The sequence below is a fragment of the Megamonas funiformis genome, assembly GCF_010669225.1.
GTDB classification, from domain to species: Bacteria; Bacillota; Negativicutes; order Selenomonadales; family Selenomonadaceae; genus Megamonas; species Megamonas funiformis.
In genome coordinates this window covers 412,521-437,729 of record NZ_CP048627.1, presented here as the reverse complement: position 1 = coordinate 437,729, position 25,209 = coordinate 412,521, and the positions used below count along the sequence as shown (strand labels likewise).

Below are 25,209 nucleotides of genomic sequence, written 5' to 3'. Positions count from 1 at the left end.
TAAGAACTGTATTTTCAAAGATACGGTTCTTATTTTTTTGCATTGACTTGAATTGACATACTCCCCATGCCTAAATGCAGGGGATTCTTGGATACAAACGATACTTGCCTACTAAAATAGCAGGTCTTACTATATCTCTCCAAAGAAGGTTGATGCCCCAACCTTCCATATATTTATAGCAGCATTTCTATCTCTATCGTGGCTGGTTTTGCACTTTGCGCAAATCCACTCACGAACTGCCAAATTTTTAGTTTCAGGATTTTTTGTACCACAAACATGGCAAATTTGCGAACTTGGATAGTATCTATCTATCTTTTGCACTATTGAGCCAATTTCTCTCGCTTTATATTCAAGAATTTTTATAAATTCACTAAATCCATAGTCAGATATTTTTCTACCCCAACGTTTTGCATTCCTTTTATATTCAAATCTTCTATGCAGATTAAAGCATATTCACTACAAATTTTATTTGCTAATTTAAAATGAAAATCTTTACGTTGATTAGATATTTTCTTATGCAATCTGGCAAGAGCTATTTTTGCTAATCTACGATGATTAGAAGTCTTCTTTTTTCTAGATAATATTCTATTAGCCTTTTTTATATCATTAGCATTTTGTTTAAAAAATAAAGGTGCTTTTATATCTTCATTATCCGATGCAGTTAAAAACTGTTTAAGTCCAAAGTCATAGCCGACGCTTTTACCTGTTCTTGCTAAAACTTTATTCTCCTTAGTTTCACAAACAAAATAAAGATATATATCACCTAAAGTATCACGTTTAATTGTTATTGTTTTAACTATTCCTTCAATATCTCTACTTTTAAAATATTTGTATTTTTGTTTATTAATTTCTATAATATTACCCTTTAAAAGCTTCCAACCAGCTTGTTTGAGCGTGAATGATTTATATTTTCGTATCTTTTTAAAAGATGGTGGTGCTGTACGAATTTTATGTTTTAAATTTCTAAAAAACAATTTATAATCACGGTCTATTCTTTGAGTTATATCTTGAATAGCTTGCGAACCTACTTCTTTAAAATAGCTAAATTTACCTATTTTCTTAAGTTTAGTTAAATATTTTTGAAGCTTATAGATATTAAGAGATTTTTTAAATAAACGATAATATCTTTTATGCAAAGCAATACAGTGATTGTAGATAATTCCAGCTATATTAATAACTTTATGAAGTTTTTTATTCCTTTTTGCCTTATACAATTTAAAACAATATGTCTTCACTACAATCACCTGCCTTTTTATCATTTATTTATTCTGAACGCTTTTGACTTTCTATATACTGTTTAATAATTGATATTGGTGCTCCACCAACTGTAGATACAAAATATGAATTCGTCCACAATGTTGGTAGCCTTGATTTTAACCATGAAAATTCTTCTCGAAGTATTCTTGAAGATATTCCTTTTATTCGTTTAACAACTTTATGTATACCAAATTGTGGATCAACTTCTAAAAGCAAATGAACATGGTCTGGCATTACTTCCATCTCGATTAAATCGACGTGAAGCTCCTGACAAATATTATTAATCAACTCCTTTAATCGTTCATCAACACCATTGTTCAACACTTTTCTACGATATTTAGGACAAAATACTACATGATATTTACAAGAATATACTATATTATTATTTGATTTATATTTCATAAAAGTATTATATAACTATTAAAAATATAATACAATAAAAAACAATGATATCGAATCATTGTTTTTTAGCGAGCTTATATCCCCATAAATAAATTTAGGGGCTTTACGCTCGCATTTGGTAAACCGTGAGCAAATTGGAGCTATCGGCATTTGTGGTTCTGGTGGTTTCGCTTTATCTGCAACACAGATGGATACACGTATAAAAGCTGTAGCTACAGCTTCAATGTATGATATGACTGTAGCTTCTCGCTTAGGCATGGATAAAGAAACTGTTCAAGCTACTAAAGAAAAATTATCTAAACAAAGATGGATTGATGCTCAAAATGGCTATCCTGAATACATTCCATATTTTCCAGATAAACCACTTGAAAAAGTTCCTGAAGATTTAACAGAACCAACAGCTGAATGGTTCCGTTTTTACGCTTTAAAAAGAGGACATCATATCAATGCTTTAGGTGGCTTTACTACAACTAGTAATCTTGCTTTTATGAATTATCATTTACTTGATTATCTTGATGAAATTTCTCCTCGTCCAATATTATTTATTGTTGGCGATAGAGCTCATTCTAAATTTTTCAGTGAAGAAGCATTTAATAAAGCCTCTGAACCTAAAGAATTATATGTTGTAGATGATGCTGAACACATTGATTTATATGACAAAATTGATAAAATACCATTTGATAAATTAGAATTATTCTTCAAAAATAACCTTAAATAAAATCTAAAAATTTTATAAATCCTTTTTATTCACTAACAAAAAGCTCTTTGATTAGTTTTTAATCAAAGAGCTTTTACTTTACATATTATATAATGTTTTATTTCAGCTTCTAAATTCACCTTAAACTAAAAATACCTATCTATTTATTTAAATCGCCATAAAAATATGCTGCTGTAGCTCCGCCATCAACTAAGAAATCTGCGCCTGTAATAAAGCTACCTTTTTCACTCATCAATAATTCTGCTACATTTGCCACTTCATCTGCTGTACCTGGTCGTCCTGCTGGTGCTTTGGCAAACATATTTTTATAAAAAGCACCTCTTTTGCCATTAAATTCATCTATAGCAAGTGGAGTAACTATAATCCCTGGAGAAATTGAATTTATACGAGCTTTTTTCTTACCCCATTTTACAGCTTCTGCCATAACTCTTTTTACATTACAACGTTTTGCTAATTGATAAGCATGTAAATTGTCTTTTATATTTTCTACTTGTAAAACAGGTAAAGATAATAAATCTTCACAATCAGTAGTTGCTAATTGTTCATCAATTTCACTACCTAAAGCTTCCATGCGATGACCTGATTGACTAGAAATCGTTACGCCTGTGCCATATGGTTTGATTACTTTTCCGACTTCTTCTAATAACACAGCTGTTCCATATAAATCTACTTTTAAAATAGTTTCTATAGAAGCTTGACTAGGTGATACACCAGCTGCATTTATAAGCATTCCTATCTGACCATATTTTTGAGCTTCCTGTATATAATTCTTAATAGATATTCTATCTGCTAAATCTACTTCTAAATAATTTACATCAAAACCAGCATTATACATAATATCTGCTATTTTTTTAGCATTATCTAAATTTTTATCACCAATTATTATTTTTTTATTAAAGCCAATACGTCTAGCGATAGCCATACCTATTTGACCTGCGCCTACTAATAATAAAACATCTTTCATCAAAAAATCTTCTTTCCTTATTTATCACAAACTTTTTTTATACAAGCTAGGGCATTTAAACTTCTAGGATAACCAATATACGGCAAACATTGAGTTAAAACTTTTAATAAAAATTCTTTATCATTGCCAACATTTAAATTACCTTGAATATGTGCTGTCAATTGATTTTCACAACCGCCTTGTGCCAAGATAAAACAAAAAGTTATCATCTCTCTTTGTTTTAAATCTAAACCTTTGCGAGTGTAATAATCACCGAAACAATTTTCTGCAAGCCAACGATTTATATGTCTAGTTTCACTATCTCCGGATTTCCAAAAATCTTTCATATTTTCGCCAAAGATATCAACTTGAGCTTGTATACCTTTTTCTAATCTAGTCTGTCTTGTAGTTGTTGATTGTACTTCAAGTGGTAAATTGATATTTAAAGATTTAAAACAATCATTTGCAATCCCTAAAAAGTCAGCTACTCTGCCTATTCCTAGATAAGCTACAGCTTGATAAATTATTTCTTTTATTTCTATAGGTGTAACATTCATCTTCAAGCTATCTGGCAATATACTTTCAAAAGCTTTTCTGCCCTGACAACCAATCAATGTAGCAAGTATAGCCATCATGCGAGTTTTATCATCTAAATCATTTTGATTAACGACATCATCAAAAGCAAAATCAGCAAAAAACTTTGCAAAATCTGGGTCTGTTTCGCCAAATAATATAGCTTTATCATTTAATAATTTATCCTGATATTTTTCTCCGTTATCCATAAAAATCACTCTTTTCTTATGTATTTTTTTATTATTATAGAACTTTAAGTAAACTCCAAGTCAAATGATTATCTGAAAAATTTTCTAATTAAACTTGTTTTTTCTTGATTAATATCTTATAATAATAATCGACATATGTCGGAAATAAATTTTAGTGAGATGATTTTATGGCAAGACCTAGTCGCTGTCGCAAAATTTGTTTTGAACCAACTTATGATAGTTTTATTCCTGAAGGCATCTCTAATGGTGAAAAAATTATTTTGACCTTAGATGAATATGAAGTAATTCGCCTAATAGATTTAAATAAACTCACCCATGAACAAGCTTCTAAACAAATGAATATTTCTCGCACTACAGTCAGTGAAATATATGAAATGGCTCGCTATAAAATAGCCAATAGCCTTGTACATGGTCGTCCACTATTGATTTCTGGTGGCAATTATCAACTTTGCCAAGGAGAACAAAACTGTTTACAAAATTGCCCTAAACGAAAAATTCACAAACAACAAATTATAACTAAAAAAGGAGTAAATACAATGAGAATAGCTGTTACATACGATAATGGAAATATCTTCCAACATTTTGGTCATACATCACAATTTAAAGTTTATGATATTGAAAATAATCAAATCATAAATGAACAAATCATTGATACACAAGGTCAAGGACATGGTGCTTTAGCTACATTCTTAAATAACGCTCAAGCAGATATCTTAATCTGTGGTGGTATCGGCGGTGGAGCTCAAAACGCTTTAGCTCAAGCTGGTATTAAATTATTCGGTGGCGTCATGGGAAATGCTGATGAAGCTGTAAAAGCATATCTTAATGGCACATTAAACTATAATGCTAATGTACAATGCAATCATCATGGTCACGGTCATTCTTGCGGTGGTCATGGACATGCTTGCCATGAAGATAAACGTGGTTGTTCTGGTAACTAATCAAATTATTCGCTAACAAAAAAGCAGTAGATATAAATCTACTGCTTTTTTTATATATCACTTATATTATATTTTTCATCAATTAATATATATTTATAATTATATTGCTTACATATCTCTAAATTACGTTTATTTTCTTTTATCAACAATTCTTTTGTACAATAACTATCATCTAAACGCTTTTCAATGATATTCGCTTTCTGTTTTATTGTACTAAAATTATTTTTTATATATTCTTCACTCATAATTAAACAACAATATTTTATTTCTTCTAAATATCTTTGTTTAAAATACCCATTCCAATCTGCTGGAATATAACAGCCTTCAACAATTAAATTTTGTTTATTTTCAATAGCAGTTTTTATCATTTCTACAACAATTGACCATAAATATTTCGTTAATTGCTCATCATCTTCCACTGTTAAATTAGTTTGCCCACTTCTAATTAAACCCATCTTTAAATGATCTATACTTAAATAAGGATATTTATATTTTTCTAATAATTTCTGTGCAAATAAAGTCTTCCCTGTATGACTAGCACCTGCAATTAAAATGACCATTTATACCTCTACATTTTTATTATTCGTAGCTTAAACAAAATATTATCAATAATATACCTTTTGCAAATACAATCCATTTGCTGGCGCCATCTTCCCTGCTAAAGCTCTATTTCTAGCCTCTATTATTTTTGGCACTTCATGTTTATCCACTCTACCAAGCCCAATATTTATCATCAAACCCATGATATTTCTGACCATATGATATAAAAATCCACTGCCCCAAAATTTAAAAGTATATACATTATTTTCTTTTGTACAACTAGCTTCATAGATTTCACGAATAGGGCTTGTATCATTTCCGCCAGCAGAACGAAATGAAGAAAAATCATGCTCTCCTTCAATATATTTTAAAGCCTCTTGCATATCTTCTAAATTTAATTTTTTATTTACATGCCAATAAAATCTACTCATAAATGGGTCTGCTAATTCATTTTCAAAAACCTTATAAATATAAATCTTAGATTTTACACTATGTAGTGCACTAAAATCACGGTCAGCTTCTTCTGCTTTTAATAAAACTATATCATCTGGCAACAAGCGATTTCCTGCACGCACTACATTTTGAATAGGAATAGTTCCATCAGTAAAAAAATTCACCACTTGACCTATAGCATGAACACCAGCATCAGTTCTACCTGCTGCCGCTAACTCAATACTATCGCCAAATAATTTAAATAATGCACCCTCTAATACATTTTGCACAGCTACAACTTTAGTCTGTCTTTGAAAACCATGATAATTTGTCCCATCATAACTAAGCGTAAGTTTTATATTACGTCTTCTAGCTTTCATCATTTCCTTATGTTCAGATTTCATTTTCTATCCTCGTTTAATTTTTTATTTTATCGCTTCAAAAAAGAACTAGTCTATTATATACATTTAAAATAAACTAGTTCTTTTAGATTATACATATTTAATTTTATAAAGTAAATAATACCATATGGGGAAAAACTATTTTTATAACTGTCAAAATTAATAAAATCCCTATAAAAGCAGTCATTGCTATATAATCTCTAGAAGCAAAACTCAATTGTTTCAAGCGTGTTCTACCCACTCCGCCATGATAACATCTTGCTTCCATAGCCATAGCTAAATCATCTGCTCTGCGAAAAGCACTGATAAATAACGGTATCAATATTGGCATAAAAGCTTTGACTCTTTTTAAGATATTTCCTGTCATAAAATCAGCACCACGAGATTTTTGAGCTTTTATAATTTTATCTGTTTCTTCCAATAAAGTAGGAATAAAACGAAGTGCTATTGTCATCATCATAGCTAATTCATGAGCTGGCACGCCAAATCTTTTTAATGGCTTCATCAAATCTTCCAAAGCATCAGATAATACAAGTGGTGGCGTTGTAAATGTTAATAAAGATGCTCCAAACATCAATAATAACAACCTAAGGCAGACAAAACTACCATTTGCCAAACCTTCCCATGTAATACTGAGCTTCCAAATTTCAAAAATAACTTTTCCTTGCGTTGTAAATAAATGCAAAATAAAAGTAAATAAAATAATCCAGATAATTGGCTTTATGGATATAAAAAACATTTTTAAGGGAATTTTTGACATATACATCAAAGTTCCAATTAACATGCACCATATAATATAATCTAATTGGCTATCAAAAACAAAAATCCCCACGATTAAAATAAATAAACTTACGATTTTCAATCTAGCATCTAATTTATGCAATAAAGAATTTGCTGGGAAAAATTGACCAATTTTTATATCAGTTAGCATTTTATCCCTCTCTTTCTCAAAGCTACTAAAATATTATTTAAGGCTTCTTGTTTATTTAAAGCATTTATATCCACATCTAAACCATATTCTTTTATTTTTCGCAATAATTGCATCACTTCTGGCTCTAATAAGCCTGCTTGTTCAATTACATCTTTATGTGTAAAAACTTCGCGTGGCTCGCCATATATCATTAATTTTCCCTGTCTCATAATAGCTACCTTATCTGCCAAAAGTGCTATATCGTCCATATTATGCGATACCATAATAATTGTCATCTTTTCTTTTTGATGTAATTTTTTTACCTTTTGCAATAAATTCTGTTTAAGTCTAGGGTCAAGACCTGCTGTCGGCTCATCTAAAACTAGATATTTAGGCTTTAATGCTATTATTCCAGCTATTGCCACACGTCTCATTTGACCGCCACTCAATAAAAAAGGAGATTTATCTTTATATTCCTCATAATCTAATTCTACAAAATCCATTGCTTCTTTGACTCTTTGCTTTACTTCATCTTCACTACAACCAAAATTTCTAGGGCCAAAAGCAATATCTGCAAAAATACTTTCCTCAAATAATTGTTGTTCTGGATATTGAAACACCATACCCACACTACGCCTAGCATTTAAAGTCTTTTTATCCTTCTTTTTATTAATGTCAATACCATCAATAAAAACTTCACCTTTAGTAGGATTTAATAAACCATTAAAATGTTGCATAAGTGTGGATTTTCCTGAACCTGTATGACCTGCAATAGCTACAAATTCACCTTCATTTATTGTTAAACTAACATTATTTAATGCTTTTTTTTCATATGGCGTATTTTCCATATAAATATAACTTATATTTTTTACCTCTATTGGCATCTTCTCACCACTTTAAAATCTATTTAATATTATTTGCATATTAATTGTTGTAATTCTTTAGCTAAATTTTCATTATCAAAAAGATTAGCTAGTTTCAAACCTTTTTTCTGCAAAGCATCTACAATATCTACAGCTAAAGGTACACTAAGACCGATTTTCTTTAAATTTTCCTTTTGTTTAAAAATATCTTTTGGCATACCATCTTGTATTATCTTGCCATCATTCATGACAATAATTCTATCTGCCTGCACAGCTTCTTCCATGAAATGTGTAATTATAATAATAGTTATATTATATTTTTCATGTAATTCCTTCAAAGCTTTCATTACAGCATTTCTACCCTGTGGGTCAAGCATTGCTGTCGGTTCGTCTAAAACTATACATTGAGTACGCATCGCTATAGCCCCAGCAATAGCAGTCAATTGTTTTTGCCCACCTGATAACAAATGCGGTGGCATCTTGCGCAAATGCTCAATATGCAAAGATTTTAAAGCAAATTCTATTCTATCTTTTATTTCTTCACGCTCAAGACCCATATTTTCAGGGCCAAAAGCAATATCATCTTCTACTACAGTAGCGATTATTTGATTGTCAGGATTTTGAAATACCATACTTACTTTTTGACGTACTTTCCAAATATCCTCACTATCATCAACTTTCATGCCATCAACAATACATTCGCCTTCACTTGGCAATAATAAGCCATTGAAATGCTTTGCTAGTGTTGACTTGCCTGAACCATTAACGCCAATAATAGCTATAAATTCACCTTTATCTATCTTTAAATTAATATTATCTAACGCTATTTTTTCTGTTTTTTTCTCATCATTTTCCCTAAAAATATGTGTGAGATTTTTCACTTCTATAAAACTCAATATCATCACCTATAAATCTATATAAAAAAATAAGAACTGCAATCAAAATTACAGTTCTTATTATACCCATTTTAAATTGTTAACACAATCACCTTATCAAGTAAACCAAAAATCTATTAATTAAATTTTTAACTTAATTGATAAGGCGAAGGCGGCCCATTTGACCGCCTCACATATCAATAATTCAATGAATTACTAATTCTAAATTATTTTACTAACTCTAAAAGAGCCATTGGAGCAGCGTCACCACGACGTACGCCTAATTTAAGAATACGAGTATAACCACCATTGCGGTCATTATATTTAGGTGCAATTTCATCGAATAATTTTTTTGCAACTTCTTTATCAACAAGTTCAGCAATAACCTGACGGCGAGCACTTAAGTCATCGCGTTTTGCAAGGGTAATGAGTTTTTCAGCAAGACCGCTGATTTCTTTAGCCTTAGCTTCAGTAGTTTCAATGCGTTCATGTTTAAAAAGGGAAACTAGCACACTACGGAATAAAGCTTTACGTGCACTGGAGTTGCGTCCTAATTTACTGTAGCCCATTAGCAGCCTGTCCTTTCCTGTTATTCTTTTTCAGCGAGTGTTAATCCCAATTCCTGTAATTTTTTCTTAACTTCTTCAAGAGATTTACGACCAAGGTTTCTAACTTTAATCATATCATCTTCACTCTTTTGCATTAAATCTGCAACAGTGTTGATTTCAGCTCTCTTCAAGCAGTTGTAAGAACGTACAGATAAATCAAGATCCTCGATTGTCATTTCCATAACTTTAGAAGTATTATCTTCTTCTGGTGTATTGAAAATTCCTTCATCAGCAGGAATATCTTCTACAGAACCACCCATATTCTGGAATAGACGCAAGTGAGTAATCAAAATGCTAGCTGATTTACTTACTGCTTCTTCTGGTTTTATAGAACCATCAGTCCATACTTCTAATGTAAGTTTATCATAGTCGGTAACATTACCAACACGAGTATCTGTTACTGTGTAGTTAACTCTTTGAATAGGAGAGAAGATGGAATCGATAGGGATAATACCAATAACCTGATCTGGTTTTTTATTTTTATCAGCAGGTGTATATCCTCTTCCACGTTCAACTACCATTTCCATTTTCAAAGAACCAGTTTCATCAACAGTAGCAATATGCAAATCTTTATTGAGAATCTCAATATCAGAATCAACAATAATGTCTGCTGCTGTTACTTCTTTTTCACCAGTAACATCTATACGAATGGTATGAGGTTCTTCATCATGCATTTTTAAGCATAATTCTTTTAAGTTTAAAATAATGTTTGTTACATCATCACGAACCCCAGGAATAGTAGAAAATTCATGAAGAACACCATCAATTTTGATAGATGTTATAGCTGCACCCTCTAAAGAAGACAACAAAATACGACGTAAGCTGTTGCCAAGAGTAGTACCATATCCGCGTTCCAATGGTTCACAGACAAATTTACCATAACGGTTGTCTTCACTTATTTCCACAATCTCAATCTTTGGTTTTTCGATTTCGATCATCTGAAACAACCTCCTATTCTATGCGCTATAAAACACAGACATATTATCTGGAGTACAATTCGACAATCGCCTGTTCATCAACTGGAATATCAATTTCGTCGCGGTTAGGGAATCTTGTAACAGAACCGCTAAGATTCTGGATATCAGCAGTAAGCCAAGCTGGTACGTTTAAAGCATTTTTGCTTTCTGCAATTTCTTTGAATAATGCAGTACCACGGCTTTTTTCTTTAACACCGATTACATCGCCAACTTTAATTAAAGCGGAAGGAATGTCAAGACGTTTACCATTAACAGTGATGTGACCATGGGAAACGAGCTGACGAGCCTGACGACGAGTGGATGCAAGACCTAAACGGAAAACAACGTTGTCAATTCTACGTTCGAGAAGACCAAGTAAGTTTTCACCTGTTACGCCTGGCATAGTTTTAGCTTTATCATAATAAGCTCTAAACTGTTTTTCTAATACACCATATATAAATTTAGCTTTTTGTTTTTCTTTTAACTGCATTCCGTATTCGCTTACTTTACGACCAGAACGTTTAGGCTGTCTTTTGGAGCTTTTTGCAAGACCAACTACAGCTGTTTCTAAGCCGAGAGCGCGACATCTTTTCAGAGAAGGAACTCTGTCAATAGCCATATTTCTACTTCAACCTCCTAATTATACTCTTCTACGTTTAGGTGGGCGACAACCATTATGAGGAATTGGAGTAACATCTTTAATCATGTTAACTTCAAGACCAGTTGCCTGTAAAGATCTGATTGCAGCTTCACGACCTGCACCAGGACCTTTTACATATACTTCAACCTGTTTTAAACCATGTTCCATTGCTGCTTTTGCTGCAACTTCTGCTGCCATTTGAGCTGCAAATGGAGTGCTTTTTCTAGAGCCTCTGAAGCCAAGTCCGCCAGCACTAGCCCAGGATAAAGCATTACCATTTTTATCAGTGATAGTAACAATTGTATTATTGAAAGTCGAACGAATGTGAGCCACACCGTATTCGACATTTTTACGATCTTTTCTCTTTGGACGAGATGATTTATTTGCTGCCACTTATTAAACCTCCTTCTTCTTAGCCTTTTTTACCCATTACAGTCTTTTTAGGACCTTTACGAGTACGTGCGTTGTTTTTAGTGTTCTGACCGCGTACAGGTAAGCCTAAACGATGGCGTCTACCGCGATAGCAGCCAATTTCAACTAAACGTTTAATATTTAAAGAAATTTCACGACGAAGGTCACCTTCTACAAGATGATTTTTGTCGATATATTCACGTAACTTAGCAACTTCATCTTCAGTGAGATCACGAGCTCTAGTATCTGGATTAATACCAGTAGCAGCTAAGATATCCTGAGAAGTTTTAATACCAATACCAAAAATATATGTTAAAGCAATTTCAACTCGTTTATCGCGTGGTAAATCTACACCGGCAATACGTGCCATACAATGAGCACCTCCTTATCCTTGTTTTTGTTTATGTTTAGGATTTTCGCAAATAACCATTACATGACCTTTGCGTTTAATAACTTTACATTTTTCACAAATAGGTTTTACTGATGGTCTAACTTTCACTGCATGTACCTCCTTCTACATTGCTATAATGCCTATTTCCCAATAGGTCTTATTTAAAACGGTAAGTGATTCGGCCTCTGGTCAAATCATAAGGCGTAAGTTCAATAGTAACTTTATCACCTGGCAGGATGCGGATAAAATTCATGCGAATTTTCCCAGAAACATGAGCTAGAACAACATGTCCGTTTTCTAACTCCACTTTAAACATTGCATTAGGCAAAGCCTCTAATACTTTACCTTCAACTTCAATTACATCTTGCTTAGACATGAAATTCTCCTTCAATTAAAGCTTAAGTTGGGCCGAAAACTCTTTGAGGTTTGAATTATCATGCCCATGATATGCCCAAACCTGTCAGTAATCCGTTTTTACAGCAATGCCATGCCCAACATTATTGTTATCTGCCACAGAAAAACATTTCTGTTTACTGCCCGAATATTAATTATAACATATTACAGCGTTTAAATATATCATTATCAGCGATTTTTTTCACACTTTTTTTACAACAGATATATTACCGTATTATATTATCAATTAACTGCGCAAAATTGCAACAATGTCTTGGAATACTTTATCCATTGACTGACTTCCGTCAACTTCTTTGTAAAGTTCTTCTTTTTCATAATAAGAAATAAGAGGCTTTGTCTGTTCTTCATAAACAGAAAGACGATTTTTCATTGTTGCTTCGCTGTCGTCAGCTCTTTGATAAAGGTCACCGCCGCACACGTCACAAATTCCGTCTTTCTTAGATGGCTTAAATTCTACATGATAAGTAGCACCGCATTTTTTACAAATACGACGACCAACTGCTCTTCTGATTAATTCACTTGCTGGAACAGCAACGTTCAAAGCACAGTTAAGTTTTAAACCTAATTCACTTAAAATTTTATCCAAAGCCACAGCTTGTTCTACTGTACGAGGAAAACCATCCAAAATAAATCCTTTTTCGCAGTCAGCTTTAGCTAAACGTTCTTTTACAATACCAATTGTAACTTCATCTGGAACTAATTTTCCAGCATCCATGCAAGTTTTTGCTTGTTTTCCAAGTTCAGTACCTTCTTTTACTGCTGCACGAAACATATCCCCAGTGGAGATATGAGGAATTTTAAATTCTTCTACTAGCCTAGCTGCCTGTGTACCTTTACCAGCACCAGGAGGGCCCATTAAAAGGATGTGCATAAAAATCCTCCTTACTTCATAAAACCTTCATAATGGCGCATTACGACCATTGATTCAATTTGTTTCATCGTATCAAGAGCAACCCCAACTACGATTAATAATGCTGTACCACCAAAATGAATTCCTTCAATATGAGTAGCACCAGCTATCATTGTTGGTAAAATTGCAATGAATGCAAGGAAAAATGCACCCGCTAATGTAATACGTGTCATAATACGGTCTAAATAATCTGCAGTTGCCTGACCTGGACGAATTCCAGGAATAAAACCACCGTATTTTTTCAAATTATCAGCGAGATCCGGAATTTTAAATGTAACCGCAGTGTAAAAATACGTAAAAAATAAAATCAATAATGCATATACAGCACTTTGAAAAGGTGTTCCCCATTGGAAATAATCAGCAATTGTTTTAATCCAAGGAGTTTGTACAAACTGAGCTAAAGTAGCTGGGAACATCAATACTGATGATGCAAAGATGATTGGTATAACGCCGGCCTGATTTACTTTAAGCGGTATATGCGTAGATTGGCCACCGTAAGTTTTACGACCTACAACGCGTTTTGCGTAAGACACCGGAACTCTACGTTGTCCTTGCTGAATGGCAATAACAAAAACAATCATAGCAAGGGCGATTATTGCAAAGAATAACACATTAAAATAGCTTATTGTGCCTGCTTGCAAGTAATTATATATAGTACCCAAATTTTGTGGAAGTGCTGCAACGATACCTGCGAAAATGATAAGCGATATACCATTTCCCACACCATGTGCAGTTATCTGCTCACCAATCCACATGAGGAACACTGTTCCTGCTGTTAGGGTAATTGCAATAATAAGAATTGATGTAATACTAGGATTAATTATGGCCTGTTTAAGACCAATAGACATACCTATAGCTTGTAAAAATGCCAAGACAACAGTCAAATAACGGGTCGTCTTGGTTATCTTTTTATGTCCCTCTTCACCTTCTTTAGACCACTGTTCCAAAGTAGGTACTACTACGGTCAATAATTGAATAATAATTGACGCGTTGATATATGGGGTAATACTCATAGCAAAGAGAGAAAATTTACTTAAAGCACCACCGGAAAATAAATCCAACAAGCCAAACAAGTTACCGCTGTTAAATAACTGTTCAATTACTGAAGGATTTACTCCAGGCACCGGGATATGAGTCCCGAGCCTGAAGACTGCAAACATAATTAGTGTAAATACTATTTTCTGTCGCAATTCGGTGATTTTGAGGATATTGCTAAGAGCTGAAAGCACTTAGATCACCTCTACTTTTCCACCTGCTGCTGTAATTTTTTCTTCAGCAGATTTTGTGAAGCCGTTTGCTACAACAGTTAATTTCTTAGTAATTTCGCCGTTACCAAGAACACGTACACCGTCACAAACGTTTTTAAGGATACCTGCTTCTACTAATGCTGCTGGATCTACTGTTGCGCCATCTTCAAAACGATTTAAAGAAGAAACGTTTACTTCAGCATATTCTTTTGCAAAAATATTTTTGAAGCCGCGTTTTGGCAATCTACGGTATAAAGGCATCTGGCCACCTTCAAAACCTGTACGTACGCCGCCACCAGAACGAGCGTTCTGACCTTTATGACCACGTCCGGAAGTTTTACCTAAACCAGAACCTAAACCACGACCAACACGAATACGAACTTTTCTAGAGCCCGGTGCTGGTGATAATTCATGTAATTTCATAACCTGGACACCTCCTCTAAATTATTCGCCGATTTTTTCTACTGTAATAAGATGTTCTACTTTATGAATCATACCTCTAATTGTAGCTGTATCTTCATGTTCTACTGTAGAATTTAATTTACGTAATCCCAAAGCCTGAATTGTTCTTCTCTGAGTTTCAGGTCTGCCGATCAGACTTCTTGTAAGGGTAATTTTCACTTTTGCCATTGAAATATTTCCTCCTTAACCTAAAAGTTCCTGAACGGATTTTCCACGAAGTTCAGCTACGAGCTCAGCTTTTTTAAGCTGTTCTAAACCTTTAATAGTTGCACGAACCATGTTATTAGGGTTAGAAGAACCAAGAGATTTTGTTAAGATATTACCAACACCTGCAAGTTCTAAGACTGCACGAGCTGGACCACCTGCGATAACACCAGTACCTTTTGCAGCTGGTTTTAAGAGCACACGACCTGCACCGAATACACCGAGGCTTTCGTGTGGAATAGTTTTATCTACTAAAGAAACTTCTACAAGATTCTTTTTAGCATCTTCAATGCCTTTTCTGATTGCTTCAGGTACTTCGCTAGCTTTACCGAGACCTGCACCAACATGACCGTTTTTATCGCCTACTACAACAAGAGCGCTGAAAGAAAAGCGACGGCCACCTTTTACAACCTTAGCAACGCGATTAATATACACAACTTTTTCTTCTAATTCAAGTGCGTTAGCGTCAATCTTGGCCATTAATTTACCTCCTGTTCCAATATTAGAATTTTAGACCAGCTTCACGAGCTGCATCTGCTAAAGCTGCTACACGACCATGATATACATAGCCACCGCGGTCAAATACAACTTCAGTAATGCCTTTTTCAAGAGCACGTTTTGCTACAGCTGCACCTACAGCTTTAGCTGCTTCGATGTTACCGCCGTAAGCGTTGAAATCTTTATCTTTAGAGCTTGCGGATACTAATGTAACACCATTAACATCATCAATAACTTGAGCATAAATGTTGCTTAAGCTACGGAATACGTTTAAACGAGGTCTTTCAGCTGTGCCAGAAATATGATTACGAACTCTTAAATGACGTTTCTGACGAGCTTTATTTTTATCCTGTTTATTAAACAAAACCAGCCTCTCCTTTCTATTTCTAACTAAAGATTATTATTTCTTAGAACCAGTTTTACCAGCTTTACGACGGATATGTTCGCCTTCGTACTTAATACCTTTTCCTTTGTAAGGTTCAGGTTCTCTGTAAGAACGAATTTTAGCTGCCATAGCGCCAACTGCTTCTTTATCGATACCAGATACAACAATCTTGTTAGGAGCAGGAGCTTCTAATTTGATTCCAACAGGAGGTTCAACAACTACTGGATGGGAAAAACCTAAAGATAAGTTAAGGTTTTTACCAGCCTGTGCAGCTCTATAACCTACACCATTAATTTCAAGATTTCTTACAAAGCCTTGTGTTACACCTACAACCATATTGTTGATAAGAGTACGAGTAAGACCATGTAAAGATCTATGCATTTTATCTTCGGATGGACGTTCTACTGTTACAACGCCTTCACCTACTGTAATTTTCATATCTTTATGACAGTCACGGCTAATTTCTCCTTTAGGACCTTTAACCGCTACGTGATTATGTTCATCAACTGTTACAGTAACCCCAGCAGGGATTGTAATCGGTTCTCTACCAATTCTTGACATCTGTACACCTCCTAGTCTAAAACTAATTTTACCATACGTAAGCTAAAACTTCGCCGCCAACACCTTCACGACGTGCTTGTTTATCACTCATAATACCTTTAGAAGTAGAGATGATAGCAATACCAAGACCACCAAGTACGCGAGGTAATTGATCTTTCTTAGCATAAGCACGAAGACCAGGTTTAGAAATACGTTTAATACCAGTGATTACTTGTTCACGGTTTGGACCATATTTCAAGTTAATTGTGATAACACCTTGTTTGTTATCTTCTGCGAAGGAGAAGTCTTTAATGAAACCTTCTTCTTTAAGAACTTCTGCAATAGCCTGTTTAATTTTAGAACCAGGAATTTCAACTTTATCATGAAGTACGGAGTTTGCATTACGCAAACGAGTTAACATATCTGCAATAGGATCAGTCATTCCCATAAATCGATATCCTCCTTTCTTTCAACCTTACCAACTAGCTTTTGTTACGCCAGGGATTGCGCCTTTGTAGCTTTGTTCTCTAAAACAAATACGACACATTTCAAATTTACGCATATAACCATGTGGACGACCACAGATTTTGCATCTGTTATATTTACGAACCTTAAATTTAGGTTCTTGACTCCATTTCTGGACCATTGCCTTTCTGGCCATAGATCAGTATACCTCCTCTTAAGAATTAAGCACTAAACGGCATACCCATTAATTTAAGAAGAGCTCTAGCTTCTTCATCAGTCTTTGCCGTAGTAACAATAATAATATTCATACCATGAATTTTTTCGATTTTATCATATTCGATTTCAGGGAAAATCAATTGTTCTTTAAGACCAACTGAATAGTTTCCGCGACCATCAAAAGCTTTAGGGCTTACGCCACGGAAGTCACGAACTCGAGGCAAAGCGATATTCATAAATTTATCAAGGAACTGATACATACGAGTTCCACGAAGAGTAACTTTAGCGCCAATAGGCATTCCTGCACGTAATTTCCATGCAGCAAGAGATTTTTTCGCACGAGTCAAAACAGGTTTCTGACCAGCGATAATAGTGAGGTCAGCTACAGCAGAATCTAATGCTTTAGAGTTGTGAGCAGCTTCACCAACACCCATACTAATGATAACTTTTTCAATCTTAGGAAGTTGCATTACATTTTTATAACCGAATTTTTCAGTCATAGCAGGAACAACTTCATTGATATATTTTTCTTGTAATCTATCCACCAAGATATCCTCCTTCCTCAATTATTTTGCTTGGTCTAATGCTTCACCGCATTTTTTGCATACACGAACCATTTTACCATCAATTTCTTTTTTCGCAACACGAGTTGCTTTAGAACAAGCTGGGCAAACTACCATAACTTTAGAAGCAAACATAGGAGCTTCTTTTTCAATGATACCGCCGTTTGGAGCTTTCTGATTAGGTTTAGTATGACGTTTAATTTTGTTAACGCCTTCAACTACAACTTTATCTTTAGCAGGCATAGCCTGAAGGATTTTACCTTGTTTACCTTTATCTTTACCGGATAATACTAAAACTGTATCACCTTTTTTTACATGCAATTTAGCCTGTGACAAATCTTGGCACCTCCTGTCTATTTATTAAATTACTTCTGGTGCCAGTGAAACGATTTTCATGAAATCTTTGTCACGTAATTCTCTGGCTACCGGGCCAAAAATACGAGTTCCGCGTGGAGTTTTATCATCTTTAATAATAACAGCAGCGTTTTCATCAAAGCGGATATAAGAACCGTCAACACGACGTAAACCCTTTTTAGAACGTACTACTACAGCTTTAACAACGTCACCTTTTTTAACCATTCCACCAGGTGAAGCAGATTTAACTGCAGCTACGATTATATCACCAATGTTGGCATATTTACGATAAGAACCGCCCATTACACGGATACACATAATTTCTTTTGCACCAGTGTTATCACCAACATTCAACATTGTTTGTTGCTGAATCATTGCTTTACCTCCTTCTAAAATTCTATATCAAGTAACAAATTATTTTGCTCTTTCAAGAATTTCAACGAGTCTCCAACGTTTATCTTTAGATAAAGGACGAGTTTCCATAATAGAAACTGTATCTCCTACGTGAGCTTCGTTGTTTTCATCATGTGCTTTAAATTTAACAGTTTTCTTAACTGATTTTTTATAGAGTGGATGACTTTCAGTATCAACTACAGCAACAACAATAGTTTTTTCCATTTTGTCGCTTACAACTTTACCAACTTTAGTCTTGCGTTCATTTCTAATTTCGCTCATTAAAAGAACCTCCTTCCTTCTGCATATCATTTATTATCTATTAGTCTAATCTTAACTATTAAGCTTTTAATTCTTGTTCGCGTTGAATAGTTTTAATACGAGCAATAGTTTTCTTTACTTCTTTGATACGCATAGGGTTTTCAAGCTGACCTGTAGCAAGCTGGAATCTGAGGTTGAATAATTCTTCTTTAAGCGAAGCAAGTTTCTGGTTAAGTTCGCCAGCACTCATTTCACGTATTTCATTAACCTTCATTTACTTCACCCTCCCCTTGCACTTCACGCTTAACAAATTTTGTTTTGATTGGGAGTTTATGGCTTGCAAGACGCATAGCTTCTTTAGCAACTTCTTCACTAACGCCGCCCATTTCAAACATAATACGACCTGGTTTAACTACTGCTACCCAGTATTCAGGTGAACCTTTACCGCTACCCATACGAGTTTCAGCAGGTTTTGCAGTTACTGGTTTATCAGGGAAGATTTTAATCCAAACCTGACCACCACGTTTAATATAACGAGTCATCGCAATACGAGCTGCTTCGATCTGACGGTTTGTAATCCATGCAGGTTCGAGAGCTTGTAAACCGAATTCACCATGTACTACAGTATTACCTTTATGAGCTTTACCTTTCATAGTACCACGGAACTGTTTACGGTATTTTACTCTTTTAGGTATTAACATTAATCTTCGCTCCCTTCAACAGCTTCTGCTTGTGCAGCAAGTTTCTTTTCAGGAAGAACTTCACCTTTGAAGATCCATACTTTTACGCCAAGACGGCCATAAGTTGTATGTGCTTCAGCTGTACCATAATCAATATCAGCACGTAAAGTATGAAGTGGAATACTACCTTCACGGTAAGATTCACTACGAGCAATTTCAGCACCGCCGAGACGGCCACCTACTGTTACTTTAATACCTTTTGCACCCATACGAATTGTACGGCTAACAGCCTGTTTCATTGCACGACGGAAAGCAACACGACGTTCGAGCTGAGAAGCGATGTTTTCAGCTACGAGTGTAGCATCCATATCTGGCTGTTTAATTTCTGCGATATTAATATCTACGTGTTTATCAGTGTATTTTTTAAGGCCTTTTTTAAGCTGTTCAATACCAGAACCACCACGGCCGATAACCATACCAGGTTTAGCAGTATGAATAGTTAATCTGAGACGATTTTTAGAACGTTCTGTTTCAATTTTAGATACGCCAGCAACTTTTAAAGTCTCTTTTAAGAAGCTACGAATTTTAATATCTTCGTGTAAGTTAGCAGCGAAATCTTTACCAGCATACCACTTCGCATCCCAAGTTTTTACGATACCAAGGCGCATACCATGTGGATTAACTTTTTGTCCCAAATCTATTCCCTCCTTCTAATTATTTTTCTTTAACTACGATCGTAACATGAGATGTACGTTTTAAGATTTTGAATGCCTGTCCACGGGAACGTGGGTGAATACGTTTAAGGGTAGGTCCCTGATCAACGAATGCTGTAGCCACATAGAGGTTATCAGGATTCATATCAAAATTATTTTCAGCATTTGCTACTGCTGATTTTAAAACTTTATTAATTACATCAGCACCTGCTTTAGGTGTGAATTTCAATATTGCAAACGCGTCAGCTACGTTTTTGCCACGAATAAGATTCATAACAATACGTACTTTACGCGGAGAAATACGGATATATTTTGCTACTGCTTTAGCTTCCACAGTTGTTCCTCCTTTCAACAATTATCTTAAAGATGTACGTCTTTCTTCGCCAGCATGGCCTTTGTAAGTTCTTGTTGGTGCAAATTCACCAAGTTTATGACCAACCATGTCTTCTGTAACATATACAGGTACATGTTTGCGACCATCATGAACTGCAATTGTATGGCCTACAAATGTAGGAAGGATTGTCGAACTGCGGGACCAAGTTTTAACAACTTTTTTGTCATTAGCTGCATTTAAAGCATCAATTTTCTTTTCAAGGCTTTCTGCAACGTAAGGTCCTTTTTTTACTGATCTTGACAAAATATGTCCTCCTTTCATTTTAGAATAAGGTAATCAATTAAGCTACCTTATTCATAAATTTATTATTTACGACGTTTTGCACGACGTTTAACGATGAGTTTATCAGATGCTTTTTTACGGCGAGTTTTAGCACCCATAGCACATTTACCCCATTTAGTAACAGGATGTTTACGTCCAACTGGGCTACGGCCTTCCCCACCACCATGTGGATGGTCATTAGGGTTCATCGCAACACCACGGTTTTCAGGACGAACGCCTAACCAACGGTTACGACCTGCTTTACCAATTGTGAGGTTTTCATGTTCTAAGTTACCAATCTGACCGATTGTTGCACGGCAATTGATATGGATTTTACGGATTTCACCAGATGGCATACGTAAGAGAGCATAGTTGCCTTCTTTAGCCATAAGCTGAGCAGCTGCACCAGCGGAACGAACCATCTGACCGCCTTTACCGATTTTCATTTCAATGTTGTGTACTAATGTACCAAGTGGAATATTAGCAAGTGGTAATGCATTACCTACTTTAATATCTGCTTCTGGACCGGATACAATCTGGTCACCAACTTTTAATCCATCTGGAGCTAAGATGTAACGTTTCTCACCATCGAAATAGTTAAGAAGTGCGATACGAGCGCTACGGTTTGGATCATATTCTATAGTAGCAACGCGTGCTGGAACACCATCTTTATTACGTTTGAAATCGATTACACGATATAAACGTTTGTGTCCGCCGCCTTGATGTCTTACTGTTAAACGGCCCTGGAAGTTACGACCACCATTCTTTTTAAGACTTTCAACCAAGGATTTCTCAGGTTTTTTTGCTGTAATTTCTTCGAAAGAAGAAACAGTCATAAATCTTCTACCTGCAGAATAAGGTTTAAAACTCTTTACTGCCACTTAATTAACCTCCTTTTTATTTTTTACTTAAGCTTGGAAGAACTCGATAGTTTCTCCAGCTGCAAGTTTTACGATTGCTTTTTTATAGTCAGAACGTTTGCCAAGATTACGGCCCATACGTTTTACTTTACCAAGAACGTTAACTGTATTTACGGATTCAACTTTTACGTTGAAGATAGTAGATACTGCTTTGGCAATTTCAATTTTGTTAGCTTCTTTAGCAACTACAAATACGTATTTGCCTTCTTCCATCAATTCAGTTGTCATTTCTGTAACAAGCGGTCTGATAATGATATCTCTAGCTTCCATTATGCTAATACCTCCTCAATACGTGTAATAGCATCTTTAGTAATGAAGAGTTTGTTATGATTTAAGATATCATATACATTTAATCCGCAAGAACTGATAGCTTTTACACCAGGGATATTGCGAGAAGATTTCTCTACGTTTTCTACTACATCAGCAGTAACGATAAGAGCTTTCTCTGCAACGTTGAAATCGCTCATCATTTTTACAACTTCTTTTGTTTTAGGAGCTGCGAAATCTAAGCTTTCTAATACAATGAAATCACCATTGTTTACTTTATCTGTTAAAGCGCATTTAATTGCTAAACGACGCTGTTTACGAGGCATTCTGAATGCATAGGAACGAGGAGATGGACCAAAAACTGTACCACCGCCTACCCAAAGTGGGGAACGGGTGCTTCCGCTACGAGCACGACCTGTACCTTTTTGTTTCCAAGGTTTACGACCGCCACCGCGTACTAAACCTCTAGTTTTTGTTGCATGCGTTCCTAAACGCTGAGCTGCCAACTGCATTACAACTGCTTGATGAACAAGACCTTCGTTAACTTCAACGCCAAATACGCTTTCATTTAATTCGATATCACCGATCTGCTGGCCGGCAACTGTATAAACTGCTACTTTAGGCATAATATAGCATATCCTCCTTCCAATTATTATTTCTTAGGTTTAACTGTATCTTTAATTACAACAAAGCTATTTTTAGCACCAGGAATAGCACCTTTGATTAAAATAAGGTTACGGTCTGCATCAACACGTACAACGCTTAAACGCTGAACTGTAACTTTAGCGCCACCCATACGGCCTGGTAATTTTTTACCTTTTAGTACACGTCCACCATGACCAGAAATCATAGCACCTGTAGAACCTGGTTCACGATGAGATTTAGAACCGTGACCCATAGGACCTCTAGCAAAGTTATGACGTTTAATACCGCCGGCAAAACCTTTACCTTTGGAAGTACCAGTAACATCAACTAAATCACCGGCACCAAATATGTCAACGCTGATGGAGTCACCAGCTTTATATTCAGGAACATCTGCAAGGCGTAATTCACGAATAAATTTTACTGGTTCAACGCCAGCTTTTGCGAAATGGCCTTTCATTGGTTTAGTTACATTTTTTTCTTTAACTGTTCCAAAGCCAATCTGAACGGCATTGTAGCCATCAGTTTCAACAGTTTTGCTCTGAAGAACAACATTTTTACCGGATTCTACAACTGTAACAGGAACTACTTTACCTTCTTCAGTAAAGATTTGAGTCATGCCAAGTTTTTTACCTAAAATTACTTTTGCCATCTATTGCCACCTCCTCTTACAATTTAATTTCGATATCCACACCTGCTGGCAAATCTAAACGCATTAAAGCGTCAACAGTTTTAGATGTTGGTTCTAAAATATCAATAAGACGTTTGTGAGTTCTCATTTCGAACTGTTCACGAGAGTCTTTATTAACATGTGGAGATCTTAAAATTGTAAAAATATTTTTTTCGGTAGGCAATGGAATAGGACCTGATACCATTGCACCTGTTCTTTTAGCTGTTTCAACAATTTTAACGGAGCTCTGATCAAGTGCTTTATGATCATATGCTTTTAAACGAATTCTGATTTTCTGCTGTTTAGCCAAATTATTTTCCTCCTTGTCGCCCAGATTCATGACCCGGACAATTTCTCCACGCCAGTTCCCTTGCCTTATGCAAGCAATCTGCCGCGTCATCGCATTTTAAAAGAACTTTATATAAGGGCAGCAAAATGCCGCCCTTATATAAATTAATTATTAAAAGTAATAAGCTTAAGCTTGAAATTATTCGTCGATTTCGATTACACGACCAGCGCCTACTGTATGGCCACCTTCACGAATAGCGAAGCGAAGACCTTTTTCAATAGCGATTGGAGTGATAAGTTCGATAGACATTTCAATGTTATCGCCAGGCATAACCATTTCAGTACCTTCTGGAAGAGTTACAACACCAGTAACGTCAGTAGTACGGAAATAGAACTGTGGTCGATAGTTGGAGAAGAATGGAGTATGACGTCCACCTTCTTCTTTAGTAAGAACGTAAACCTGAGCTTTGAATTTTTTGTGTGGATGAATAGTACCAGGTTTAGCAAGTACTTGACCACGTTCAATTTCTTTACGGTCTACACCACGAAGTAATGCACCGATGTTGTCACCAGCAACAGCGCTATCAAGCATTTTGCGGAACATTTCGATACCAGTTACAGTAGTGGATTTCTTTTCTTCAGAAAGACCAACGATTTCAACAGTGTCACCAAGTTTGAGTTCACCACGTTCTACACGACCAGTAGCAACTGTACCACGACCAGTGATTGTGAATACGTCTTCAACTGGCATTAAGAATGGTTTATCAGTGTCACGAGTTGGAGTTGGGATATAATCATCAACAGCTTGCATTAATTCAAGAATTTTTTCTTTAGCAGCTGCATCGCCTTCAAGAGCTTGAAGAGCGGAACCAGTTATTACAGGGATATCATCACCTGGGAAGTCATAGCTGGAAAGAAGCTCACGAACTTCCATTTCAACGAGTTCGAGAAGTTCAGGATCGTCAACCTGGTCAGCTTTGTTAAGGAATACAACGATTGCAGGAACACCAACCTGACGAGCAAGAAGAATGTGTTCACGAGTCTGTGGCATAGGGCCATCAGCAGCGCTAACAACGAGGATAGCACCGTCCATCTGAGCAGCACCAGTGATCATGTTTTTAACATAGTCAGCATGGCCTGGGCAGTCAACGTGTGCATAGTGTCTGCTGTCAGTTTCATATTCAACGTGTGCAGTGTTGATTGTAATACCACGTTCACGTTCTTCTGGAGCTTTATCAATCATGCTGTAATCTTCGAACTGAGCCATACCTTTTTCAGATAAAACTTTAGTGATAGCAGCAGTTAAAGTAGTTTTACCATGGTCAACGTGACCGATTGTACCAATGTTTACATGTGGTTTAGTTCTTTCAAACTTCTGTTTAGCCATTTAAT

General features: G+C 35.4%; 43 protein-coding genes. 2 read left to right on the top strand and 41 right to left on the bottom strand.

What is annotated here, in order from left to right; all coding sequences use genetic code 11:
• Nucleotides 1-129: 129 nt before the first annotated feature.
• Genes GXM21_RS13000 through tnpA form a run of 3 tightly spaced genes read right to left on the bottom strand, consistent with a single transcriptional unit; the run spans nucleotide 130 to nucleotide 1,659 of the window.
• Nucleotides 130-321: a zinc ribbon domain-containing protein gene (locus GXM21_RS13000; RefSeq protein ID WP_033405766.1), complete on the bottom strand. Its 192-nt coding sequence runs from the start codon at nucleotides 319-321 to the stop codon at nucleotides 130-132.
• Nucleotides 322-359: 38 nt separating this feature from the next.
• On the bottom strand, nucleotides 360-1,235 hold the full coding sequence (locus tag GXM21_RS02180; RefSeq protein ID WP_249068219.1) for an RNA-guided endonuclease InsQ/TnpB family protein: 876 nt from the start codon (nucleotides 1,233-1,235) through the stop codon (nucleotides 360-362).
• A 28-nt stretch (nucleotides 1,236-1,263) separates the two neighbouring features.
• Complete coding sequence (tnpA, locus tag GXM21_RS02175; RefSeq protein WP_075555428.1) at nucleotides 1,264-1,659, bottom strand: IS200/IS605 family transposase; 396 nt, start codon at nucleotides 1,657-1,659, stop codon at nucleotides 1,264-1,266.
• Between the two features lie 115 nt (nucleotides 1,660-1,774).
• Here tnpA and GXM21_RS12995 point away from each other — a divergent pair, with 115 nt between their 5' ends.
• Nucleotides 1,775-2,377 carry an alpha/beta hydrolase gene (locus tag GXM21_RS12995; RefSeq protein ID WP_008538832.1) on the top strand — a complete coding sequence of 201 codons (603 nt, stop codon included), beginning with the start codon at nucleotides 1,775-1,777 and terminating at the stop codon, nucleotides 2,375-2,377.
• Between the two features lie 139 nt (nucleotides 2,378-2,516).
• Here GXM21_RS12995 and GXM21_RS02165 read toward each other — a convergent pair whose 3' ends face one another.
• Together GXM21_RS02165 and GXM21_RS02160 are read right to left on the bottom strand one after the other, a co-directional pair.
• Complete coding sequence (locus tag GXM21_RS02165; protein ID WP_008538834.1) at nucleotides 2,517-3,341, bottom strand: SDR family oxidoreductase; 825 nt, start codon at nucleotides 3,339-3,341, stop codon at nucleotides 2,517-2,519.
• 17 nt (nucleotides 3,342-3,358) lie between these two features.
• Entirely contained in the window at nucleotides 3,359-4,102 is a 744-nt protein-coding gene (locus GXM21_RS02160) for a carboxymuconolactone decarboxylase family protein (RefSeq protein WP_008538836.1), read from the bottom strand.
• Nucleotides 4,103-4,269: 167 nt separating this feature from the next.
• Between GXM21_RS02160 and GXM21_RS02155 the strand changes: the two genes are divergently transcribed.
• On the top strand, nucleotides 4,270-5,043 hold the full coding sequence (locus GXM21_RS02155) for a DUF134 domain-containing protein (RefSeq protein ID WP_008538838.1): 774 nt from the start codon (nucleotides 4,270-4,272) through the stop codon (nucleotides 5,041-5,043).
• Nucleotides 5,044-5,093: 50 nt separating this feature from the next.
• On the opposite strand, the gene GXM21_RS02150 is transcribed toward GXM21_RS02155, so the two are convergent.
• From GXM21_RS02150 to tuf, 36 genes are all read right to left on the bottom strand, one after another.
• Entirely contained in the window at nucleotides 5,094-5,603 is a 510-nt protein-coding gene (locus GXM21_RS02150) for a P-loop nucleotide/nucleoside kinase family protein (protein ID WP_008538839.1), read from the bottom strand.
• A 45-nt stretch (nucleotides 5,604-5,648) separates the two neighbouring features.
• Entirely contained in the window at nucleotides 5,649-6,419 is a 771-nt protein-coding gene (gene truA / locus GXM21_RS02145) for a tRNA pseudouridine(38-40) synthase TruA (protein ID WP_008538841.1), read from the bottom strand.
• Nucleotides 6,420-6,522: 103 nt separating this feature from the next.
• Complete coding sequence (locus GXM21_RS02140) at nucleotides 6,523-7,347, bottom strand: energy-coupling factor transporter transmembrane component T family protein (protein WP_008538842.1); 825 nt, start codon at nucleotides 7,345-7,347, stop codon at nucleotides 6,523-6,525.
• Nucleotides 7,341-8,210 (bottom strand): energy-coupling factor transporter ATPase, encoded by an 870-nt coding sequence (locus tag GXM21_RS02135; RefSeq protein ID WP_008538843.1) that lies wholly within the window; start codon nucleotides 8,208-8,210, stop codon nucleotides 7,341-7,343. Before GXM21_RS02135 ends, GXM21_RS02140 begins: the two co-directional genes overlap by 7 nt.
• A gap of 29 nt (nucleotides 8,211-8,239) precedes the next feature.
• Nucleotides 8,240-9,091, bottom strand: a complete 852-nt coding sequence (locus tag GXM21_RS02130; RefSeq protein WP_039881339.1) for an energy-coupling factor transporter ATPase — start codon at nucleotides 9,089-9,091, stop codon at nucleotides 8,240-8,242.
• A 200-nt stretch (nucleotides 9,092-9,291) separates the two neighbouring features.
• Nucleotides 9,292-9,633 carry a 50S ribosomal protein L17 gene (gene rplQ / locus GXM21_RS02125; RefSeq protein WP_008538845.1) on the bottom strand — a complete coding sequence of 114 codons (342 nt, stop codon included), beginning with the start codon at nucleotides 9,631-9,633 and terminating at the stop codon, nucleotides 9,292-9,294.
• 20 nt (nucleotides 9,634-9,653) lie between these two features.
• Nucleotides 9,654-10,610: a DNA-directed RNA polymerase subunit alpha gene (locus tag GXM21_RS02120; protein WP_008538846.1), complete on the bottom strand. Its 957-nt coding sequence runs from the start codon at nucleotides 10,608-10,610 to the stop codon at nucleotides 9,654-9,656.
• Nucleotides 10,611-10,653: 43 nt separating this feature from the next.
• Nucleotides 10,654-11,247, bottom strand: coding sequence for a 30S ribosomal protein S4 (gene rpsD / locus GXM21_RS02115; protein WP_008538847.1), 594 nt, complete (start codon nucleotides 11,245-11,247; stop codon nucleotides 10,654-10,656).
• Between the two features lie 21 nt (nucleotides 11,248-11,268).
• Nucleotides 11,269-11,661 (bottom strand): 30S ribosomal protein S11, encoded by a 393-nt coding sequence (gene rpsK, locus GXM21_RS02110; protein ID WP_008538848.1) that lies wholly within the window; start codon nucleotides 11,659-11,661, stop codon nucleotides 11,269-11,271.
• A 19-nt stretch (nucleotides 11,662-11,680) separates the two neighbouring features.
• Nucleotides 11,681-12,049, bottom strand: coding sequence for a 30S ribosomal protein S13 (gene rpsM / locus GXM21_RS02105; protein ID WP_008538849.1), 369 nt, complete (start codon nucleotides 12,047-12,049; stop codon nucleotides 11,681-11,683).
• Between the two features lie 15 nt (nucleotides 12,050-12,064).
• Nucleotides 12,065-12,178, bottom strand: a complete 114-nt coding sequence (gene rpmJ / locus GXM21_RS02100) for a 50S ribosomal protein L36 (protein WP_004092858.1) — start codon at nucleotides 12,176-12,178, stop codon at nucleotides 12,065-12,067.
• 49 nt (nucleotides 12,179-12,227) lie between these two features.
• Nucleotides 12,228-12,446: a translation initiation factor IF-1 gene (gene infA, locus GXM21_RS02095; protein ID WP_008538853.1), complete on the bottom strand. Its 219-nt coding sequence runs from the start codon at nucleotides 12,444-12,446 to the stop codon at nucleotides 12,228-12,230.
• A gap of 264 nt (nucleotides 12,447-12,710) precedes the next feature.
• Nucleotides 12,711-13,355 carry an adenylate kinase gene (locus GXM21_RS02090; RefSeq protein ID WP_008538854.1) on the bottom strand — a complete coding sequence of 215 codons (645 nt, stop codon included), beginning with the start codon at nucleotides 13,353-13,355 and terminating at the stop codon, nucleotides 12,711-12,713.
• 11 nt (nucleotides 13,356-13,366) lie between these two features.
• On the bottom strand, nucleotides 13,367-14,623 hold the full coding sequence (gene secY, locus GXM21_RS02085; RefSeq protein ID WP_008538855.1) for a preprotein translocase subunit SecY: 1,257 nt from the start codon (nucleotides 14,621-14,623) through the stop codon (nucleotides 13,367-13,369).
• Nucleotides 14,624-15,064 (bottom strand): 50S ribosomal protein L15, encoded by a 441-nt coding sequence (gene rplO, locus GXM21_RS02080; protein WP_008538856.1) that lies wholly within the window; start codon nucleotides 15,062-15,064, stop codon nucleotides 14,624-14,626.
• A 21-nt stretch (nucleotides 15,065-15,085) separates the two neighbouring features.
• Nucleotides 15,086-15,271: a 50S ribosomal protein L30 gene (rpmD, locus tag GXM21_RS02075; RefSeq protein ID WP_008538857.1), complete on the bottom strand. Its 186-nt coding sequence runs from the start codon at nucleotides 15,269-15,271 to the stop codon at nucleotides 15,086-15,088.
• 15 nt (nucleotides 15,272-15,286) lie between these two features.
• Nucleotides 15,287-15,787, bottom strand: coding sequence for a 30S ribosomal protein S5 (rpsE, locus tag GXM21_RS02070; protein ID WP_008538858.1), 501 nt, complete (start codon nucleotides 15,785-15,787; stop codon nucleotides 15,287-15,289).
• Between the two features lie 22 nt (nucleotides 15,788-15,809).
• Nucleotides 15,810-16,169, bottom strand: a complete 360-nt coding sequence (gene rplR, locus GXM21_RS02065) for a 50S ribosomal protein L18 (protein WP_008538859.1) — start codon at nucleotides 16,167-16,169, stop codon at nucleotides 15,810-15,812.
• A 36-nt stretch (nucleotides 16,170-16,205) separates the two neighbouring features.
• Entirely contained in the window at nucleotides 16,206-16,751 is a 546-nt protein-coding gene (gene rplF / locus GXM21_RS02060) for a 50S ribosomal protein L6 (RefSeq protein ID WP_008538860.1), read from the bottom strand.
• Between the two features lie 28 nt (nucleotides 16,752-16,779).
• Nucleotides 16,780-17,178, bottom strand: a complete 399-nt coding sequence (rpsH, locus tag GXM21_RS02055; RefSeq protein ID WP_008538862.1) for a 30S ribosomal protein S8 — start codon at nucleotides 17,176-17,178, stop codon at nucleotides 16,780-16,782.
• A 27-nt stretch (nucleotides 17,179-17,205) separates the two neighbouring features.
• Nucleotides 17,206-17,391 (bottom strand): type Z 30S ribosomal protein S14, encoded by a 186-nt coding sequence (locus tag GXM21_RS02050; RefSeq protein ID WP_008538864.1) that lies wholly within the window; start codon nucleotides 17,389-17,391, stop codon nucleotides 17,206-17,208.
• A 25-nt stretch (nucleotides 17,392-17,416) separates the two neighbouring features.
• Complete coding sequence (gene rplE, locus GXM21_RS02045; RefSeq protein WP_008538865.1) at nucleotides 17,417-17,956, bottom strand: 50S ribosomal protein L5; 540 nt, start codon at nucleotides 17,954-17,956, stop codon at nucleotides 17,417-17,419.
• Between the two features lie 21 nt (nucleotides 17,957-17,977).
• Complete coding sequence (rplX, locus tag GXM21_RS02040; protein WP_008538867.1) at nucleotides 17,978-18,310, bottom strand: 50S ribosomal protein L24; 333 nt, start codon at nucleotides 18,308-18,310, stop codon at nucleotides 17,978-17,980.
• Nucleotides 18,311-18,334: 24 nt separating this feature from the next.
• Nucleotides 18,335-18,703: a 50S ribosomal protein L14 gene (gene rplN, locus GXM21_RS02035; protein ID WP_008538869.1), complete on the bottom strand. Its 369-nt coding sequence runs from the start codon at nucleotides 18,701-18,703 to the stop codon at nucleotides 18,335-18,337.
• A 39-nt stretch (nucleotides 18,704-18,742) separates the two neighbouring features.
• Nucleotides 18,743-19,003, bottom strand: coding sequence for a 30S ribosomal protein S17 (gene rpsQ, locus GXM21_RS02030; RefSeq protein WP_008538871.1), 261 nt, complete (start codon nucleotides 19,001-19,003; stop codon nucleotides 18,743-18,745).
• Between the two features lie 58 nt (nucleotides 19,004-19,061).
• Nucleotides 19,062-19,256, bottom strand: a complete 195-nt coding sequence (gene rpmC / locus GXM21_RS02025; protein WP_008538872.1) for a 50S ribosomal protein L29 — start codon at nucleotides 19,254-19,256, stop codon at nucleotides 19,062-19,064.
• The gene (rplP, locus tag GXM21_RS02020) at nucleotides 19,246-19,683 is read right to left on the bottom strand and encodes a 50S ribosomal protein L16 (RefSeq protein ID WP_008538873.1); all 438 of its coding nucleotides are present in this window, start codon (nucleotides 19,681-19,683) and stop codon (nucleotides 19,246-19,248) included. The genes rpmC and rplP overlap by 11 nt, the downstream gene beginning before the upstream one ends.
• Nucleotides 19,683-20,357 carry a 30S ribosomal protein S3 gene (rpsC, locus tag GXM21_RS02015; RefSeq protein ID WP_008538874.1) on the bottom strand — a complete coding sequence of 225 codons (675 nt, stop codon included), beginning with the start codon at nucleotides 20,355-20,357 and terminating at the stop codon, nucleotides 19,683-19,685. The genes rplP and rpsC overlap by 1 nt, the downstream gene beginning before the upstream one ends.
• Before the next feature lie 19 nt (nucleotides 20,358-20,376).
• Nucleotides 20,377-20,709 carry a 50S ribosomal protein L22 gene (rplV, locus tag GXM21_RS02010; RefSeq protein WP_008538875.1) on the bottom strand — a complete coding sequence of 111 codons (333 nt, stop codon included), beginning with the start codon at nucleotides 20,707-20,709 and terminating at the stop codon, nucleotides 20,377-20,379.
• A gap of 21 nt (nucleotides 20,710-20,730) precedes the next feature.
• Entirely contained in the window at nucleotides 20,731-21,012 is a 282-nt protein-coding gene (gene rpsS, locus GXM21_RS02005) for a 30S ribosomal protein S19 (protein ID WP_008538876.1), read from the bottom strand.
• Between the two features lie 62 nt (nucleotides 21,013-21,074).
• Entirely contained in the window at nucleotides 21,075-21,911 is an 837-nt protein-coding gene (gene rplB, locus GXM21_RS02000) for a 50S ribosomal protein L2 (protein ID WP_008538877.1), read from the bottom strand.
• A 27-nt stretch (nucleotides 21,912-21,938) separates the two neighbouring features.
• Nucleotides 21,939-22,220, bottom strand: a complete 282-nt coding sequence (rplW, locus tag GXM21_RS01995) for a 50S ribosomal protein L23 (RefSeq protein WP_008538878.1) — start codon at nucleotides 22,218-22,220, stop codon at nucleotides 21,939-21,941.
• Entirely contained in the window at nucleotides 22,220-22,843 is a 624-nt protein-coding gene (rplD, locus tag GXM21_RS01990) for a 50S ribosomal protein L4 (protein WP_008538879.1), read from the bottom strand. The genes rplW and rplD overlap by 1 nt, the downstream gene beginning before the upstream one ends.
• A 26-nt stretch (nucleotides 22,844-22,869) precedes the next feature.
• On the bottom strand, nucleotides 22,870-23,511 hold the full coding sequence (rplC, locus tag GXM21_RS01985; protein ID WP_008538881.1) for a 50S ribosomal protein L3: 642 nt from the start codon (nucleotides 23,509-23,511) through the stop codon (nucleotides 22,870-22,872).
• Nucleotides 23,512-23,527: 16 nt separating this feature from the next.
• Nucleotides 23,528-23,839 (bottom strand): 30S ribosomal protein S10, encoded by a 312-nt coding sequence (gene rpsJ / locus GXM21_RS01980; RefSeq protein WP_008538883.1) that lies wholly within the window; start codon nucleotides 23,837-23,839, stop codon nucleotides 23,528-23,530.
• Nucleotides 23,840-24,016: 177 nt separating this feature from the next.
• On the bottom strand, nucleotides 24,017-25,204 hold the full coding sequence (tuf, locus tag GXM21_RS01975) for an elongation factor Tu (protein WP_008538884.1): 1,188 nt from the start codon (nucleotides 25,202-25,204) through the stop codon (nucleotides 24,017-24,019).
• Nucleotides 25,205-25,209 lie beyond the last annotated feature (5 nt).

Coding starts and splice junctions, on each gene's coding strand:
- tnpA (WP_075555428.1), bottom strand. CDS start 1,659: ATGAAATATAAATCAAATAATAATATAGTATATTCTTGTAAATATCAT.
- GXM21_RS02165 (WP_008538834.1), bottom strand. CDS start 3,341: ATGAAAGATGTTTTATTATTAGTAGGCGCAGGTCAAATAGGTATGGCT.
- GXM21_RS02160 (WP_008538836.1), bottom strand. CDS start 4,102: ATGGATAACGGAGAAAAATATCAGGATAAATTATTAAATGATAAAGCT.
- GXM21_RS02155 (WP_008538838.1), top strand. CDS start 4,270: ATGGCAAGACCTAGTCGCTGTCGCAAAATTTGTTTTGAACCAACTTAT.
- GXM21_RS02150 (WP_008538839.1), bottom strand. CDS start 5,603: ATGGTCATTTTAATTGCAGGTGCTAGTCATACAGGGAAGACTTTATTT.
- truA (WP_008538841.1), bottom strand. CDS start 6,419: ATGAAATCTGAACATAAGGAAATGATGAAAGCTAGAAGACGTAATATA.
- GXM21_RS02140 (WP_008538842.1), bottom strand. CDS start 7,347: ATGCTAACTGATATAAAAATTGGTCAATTTTTCCCAGCAAATTCTTTA.
- GXM21_RS02135 (WP_008538843.1), bottom strand. CDS start 8,210: ATGCCAATAGAGGTAAAAAATATAAGTTATATTTATATGGAAAATACG.
- GXM21_RS02130 (WP_039881339.1), bottom strand. CDS start 9,091: ATGATATTGAGTTTTATAGAAGTGAAAAATCTCACACATATTTTTAGG.
- rplQ (WP_008538845.1), bottom strand. CDS start 9,633: ATGGGCTACAGTAAATTAGGACGCAACTCCAGTGCACGTAAAGCTTTA.
- GXM21_RS02120 (WP_008538846.1), bottom strand. CDS start 10,610: ATGATCGAAATCGAAAAACCAAAGATTGAGATTGTGGAAATAAGTGAA.
- rpsD (WP_008538847.1), bottom strand. CDS start 11,247: ATGGCTATTGACAGAGTTCCTTCTCTGAAAAGATGTCGCGCTCTCGGC.
- rpsM (WP_008538849.1), bottom strand. CDS start 12,049: ATGGCACGTATTGCCGGTGTAGATTTACCACGCGATAAACGAGTTGAA.
- infA (WP_008538853.1), bottom strand. CDS start 12,446: ATGTCTAAGCAAGATGTAATTGAAGTTGAAGGTAAAGTATTAGAGGCT.
- GXM21_RS02090 (WP_008538854.1), bottom strand. CDS start 13,355: ATGCACATCCTTTTAATGGGCCCTCCTGGTGCTGGTAAAGGTACACAG.
- rplO (WP_008538856.1), bottom strand. CDS start 15,064: ATGAAATTACATGAATTATCACCAGCACCGGGCTCTAGAAAAGTTCGT.
- rpmD (WP_008538857.1), bottom strand. CDS start 15,271: ATGGCAAAAGTGAAAATTACCCTTACAAGAAGTCTGATCGGCAGACCT.
- rpsE (WP_008538858.1), bottom strand. CDS start 15,787: ATGGCCAAGATTGACGCTAACGCACTTGAATTAGAAGAAAAAGTTGTG.
- rplF (WP_008538860.1), bottom strand. CDS start 16,751: ATGTCAAGAATTGGTAGAGAACCGATTACAATCCCTGCTGGGGTTACT.
- rpsH (WP_008538862.1), bottom strand. CDS start 17,178: ATGGGAATGACTGATCCTATTGCAGATATGTTAACTCGTTTGCGTAAT.
- GXM21_RS02050 (WP_008538864.1), bottom strand. CDS start 17,391: ATGGCCAGAAAGGCAATGGTCCAGAAATGGAGTCAAGAACCTAAATTT.
- rplN (WP_008538869.1), bottom strand. CDS start 18,703: ATGATTCAGCAACAAACAATGTTGAATGTTGGTGATAACACTGGTGCA.
- rpsQ (WP_008538871.1), bottom strand. CDS start 19,003: ATGAGCGAAATTAGAAATGAACGCAAGACTAAAGTTGGTAAAGTTGTA.
- rpmC (WP_008538872.1), bottom strand. CDS start 19,256: ATGAAGGTTAATGAAATACGTGAAATGAGTGCTGGCGAACTTAACCAG.
- rplP (WP_008538873.1), bottom strand. CDS start 19,683: ATGTTAATACCTAAAAGAGTAAAATACCGTAAACAGTTCCGTGGTACT.
- rplW (WP_008538878.1), bottom strand. CDS start 22,220: ATGGAAGCTAGAGATATCATTATCAGACCGCTTGTTACAGAAATGACA.
- rplD (WP_008538879.1), bottom strand. CDS start 22,843: ATGCCTAAAGTAGCAGTTTATACAGTTGCCGGCCAGCAGATCGGTGAT.
- rplC (WP_008538881.1), bottom strand. CDS start 23,511: ATGGCAAAAGTAATTTTAGGTAAAAAACTTGGCATGACTCAAATCTTT.
- tuf (WP_008538884.1), bottom strand. CDS start 25,204: ATGGCTAAACAGAAGTTTGAAAGAACTAAACCACATGTAAACATTGGT.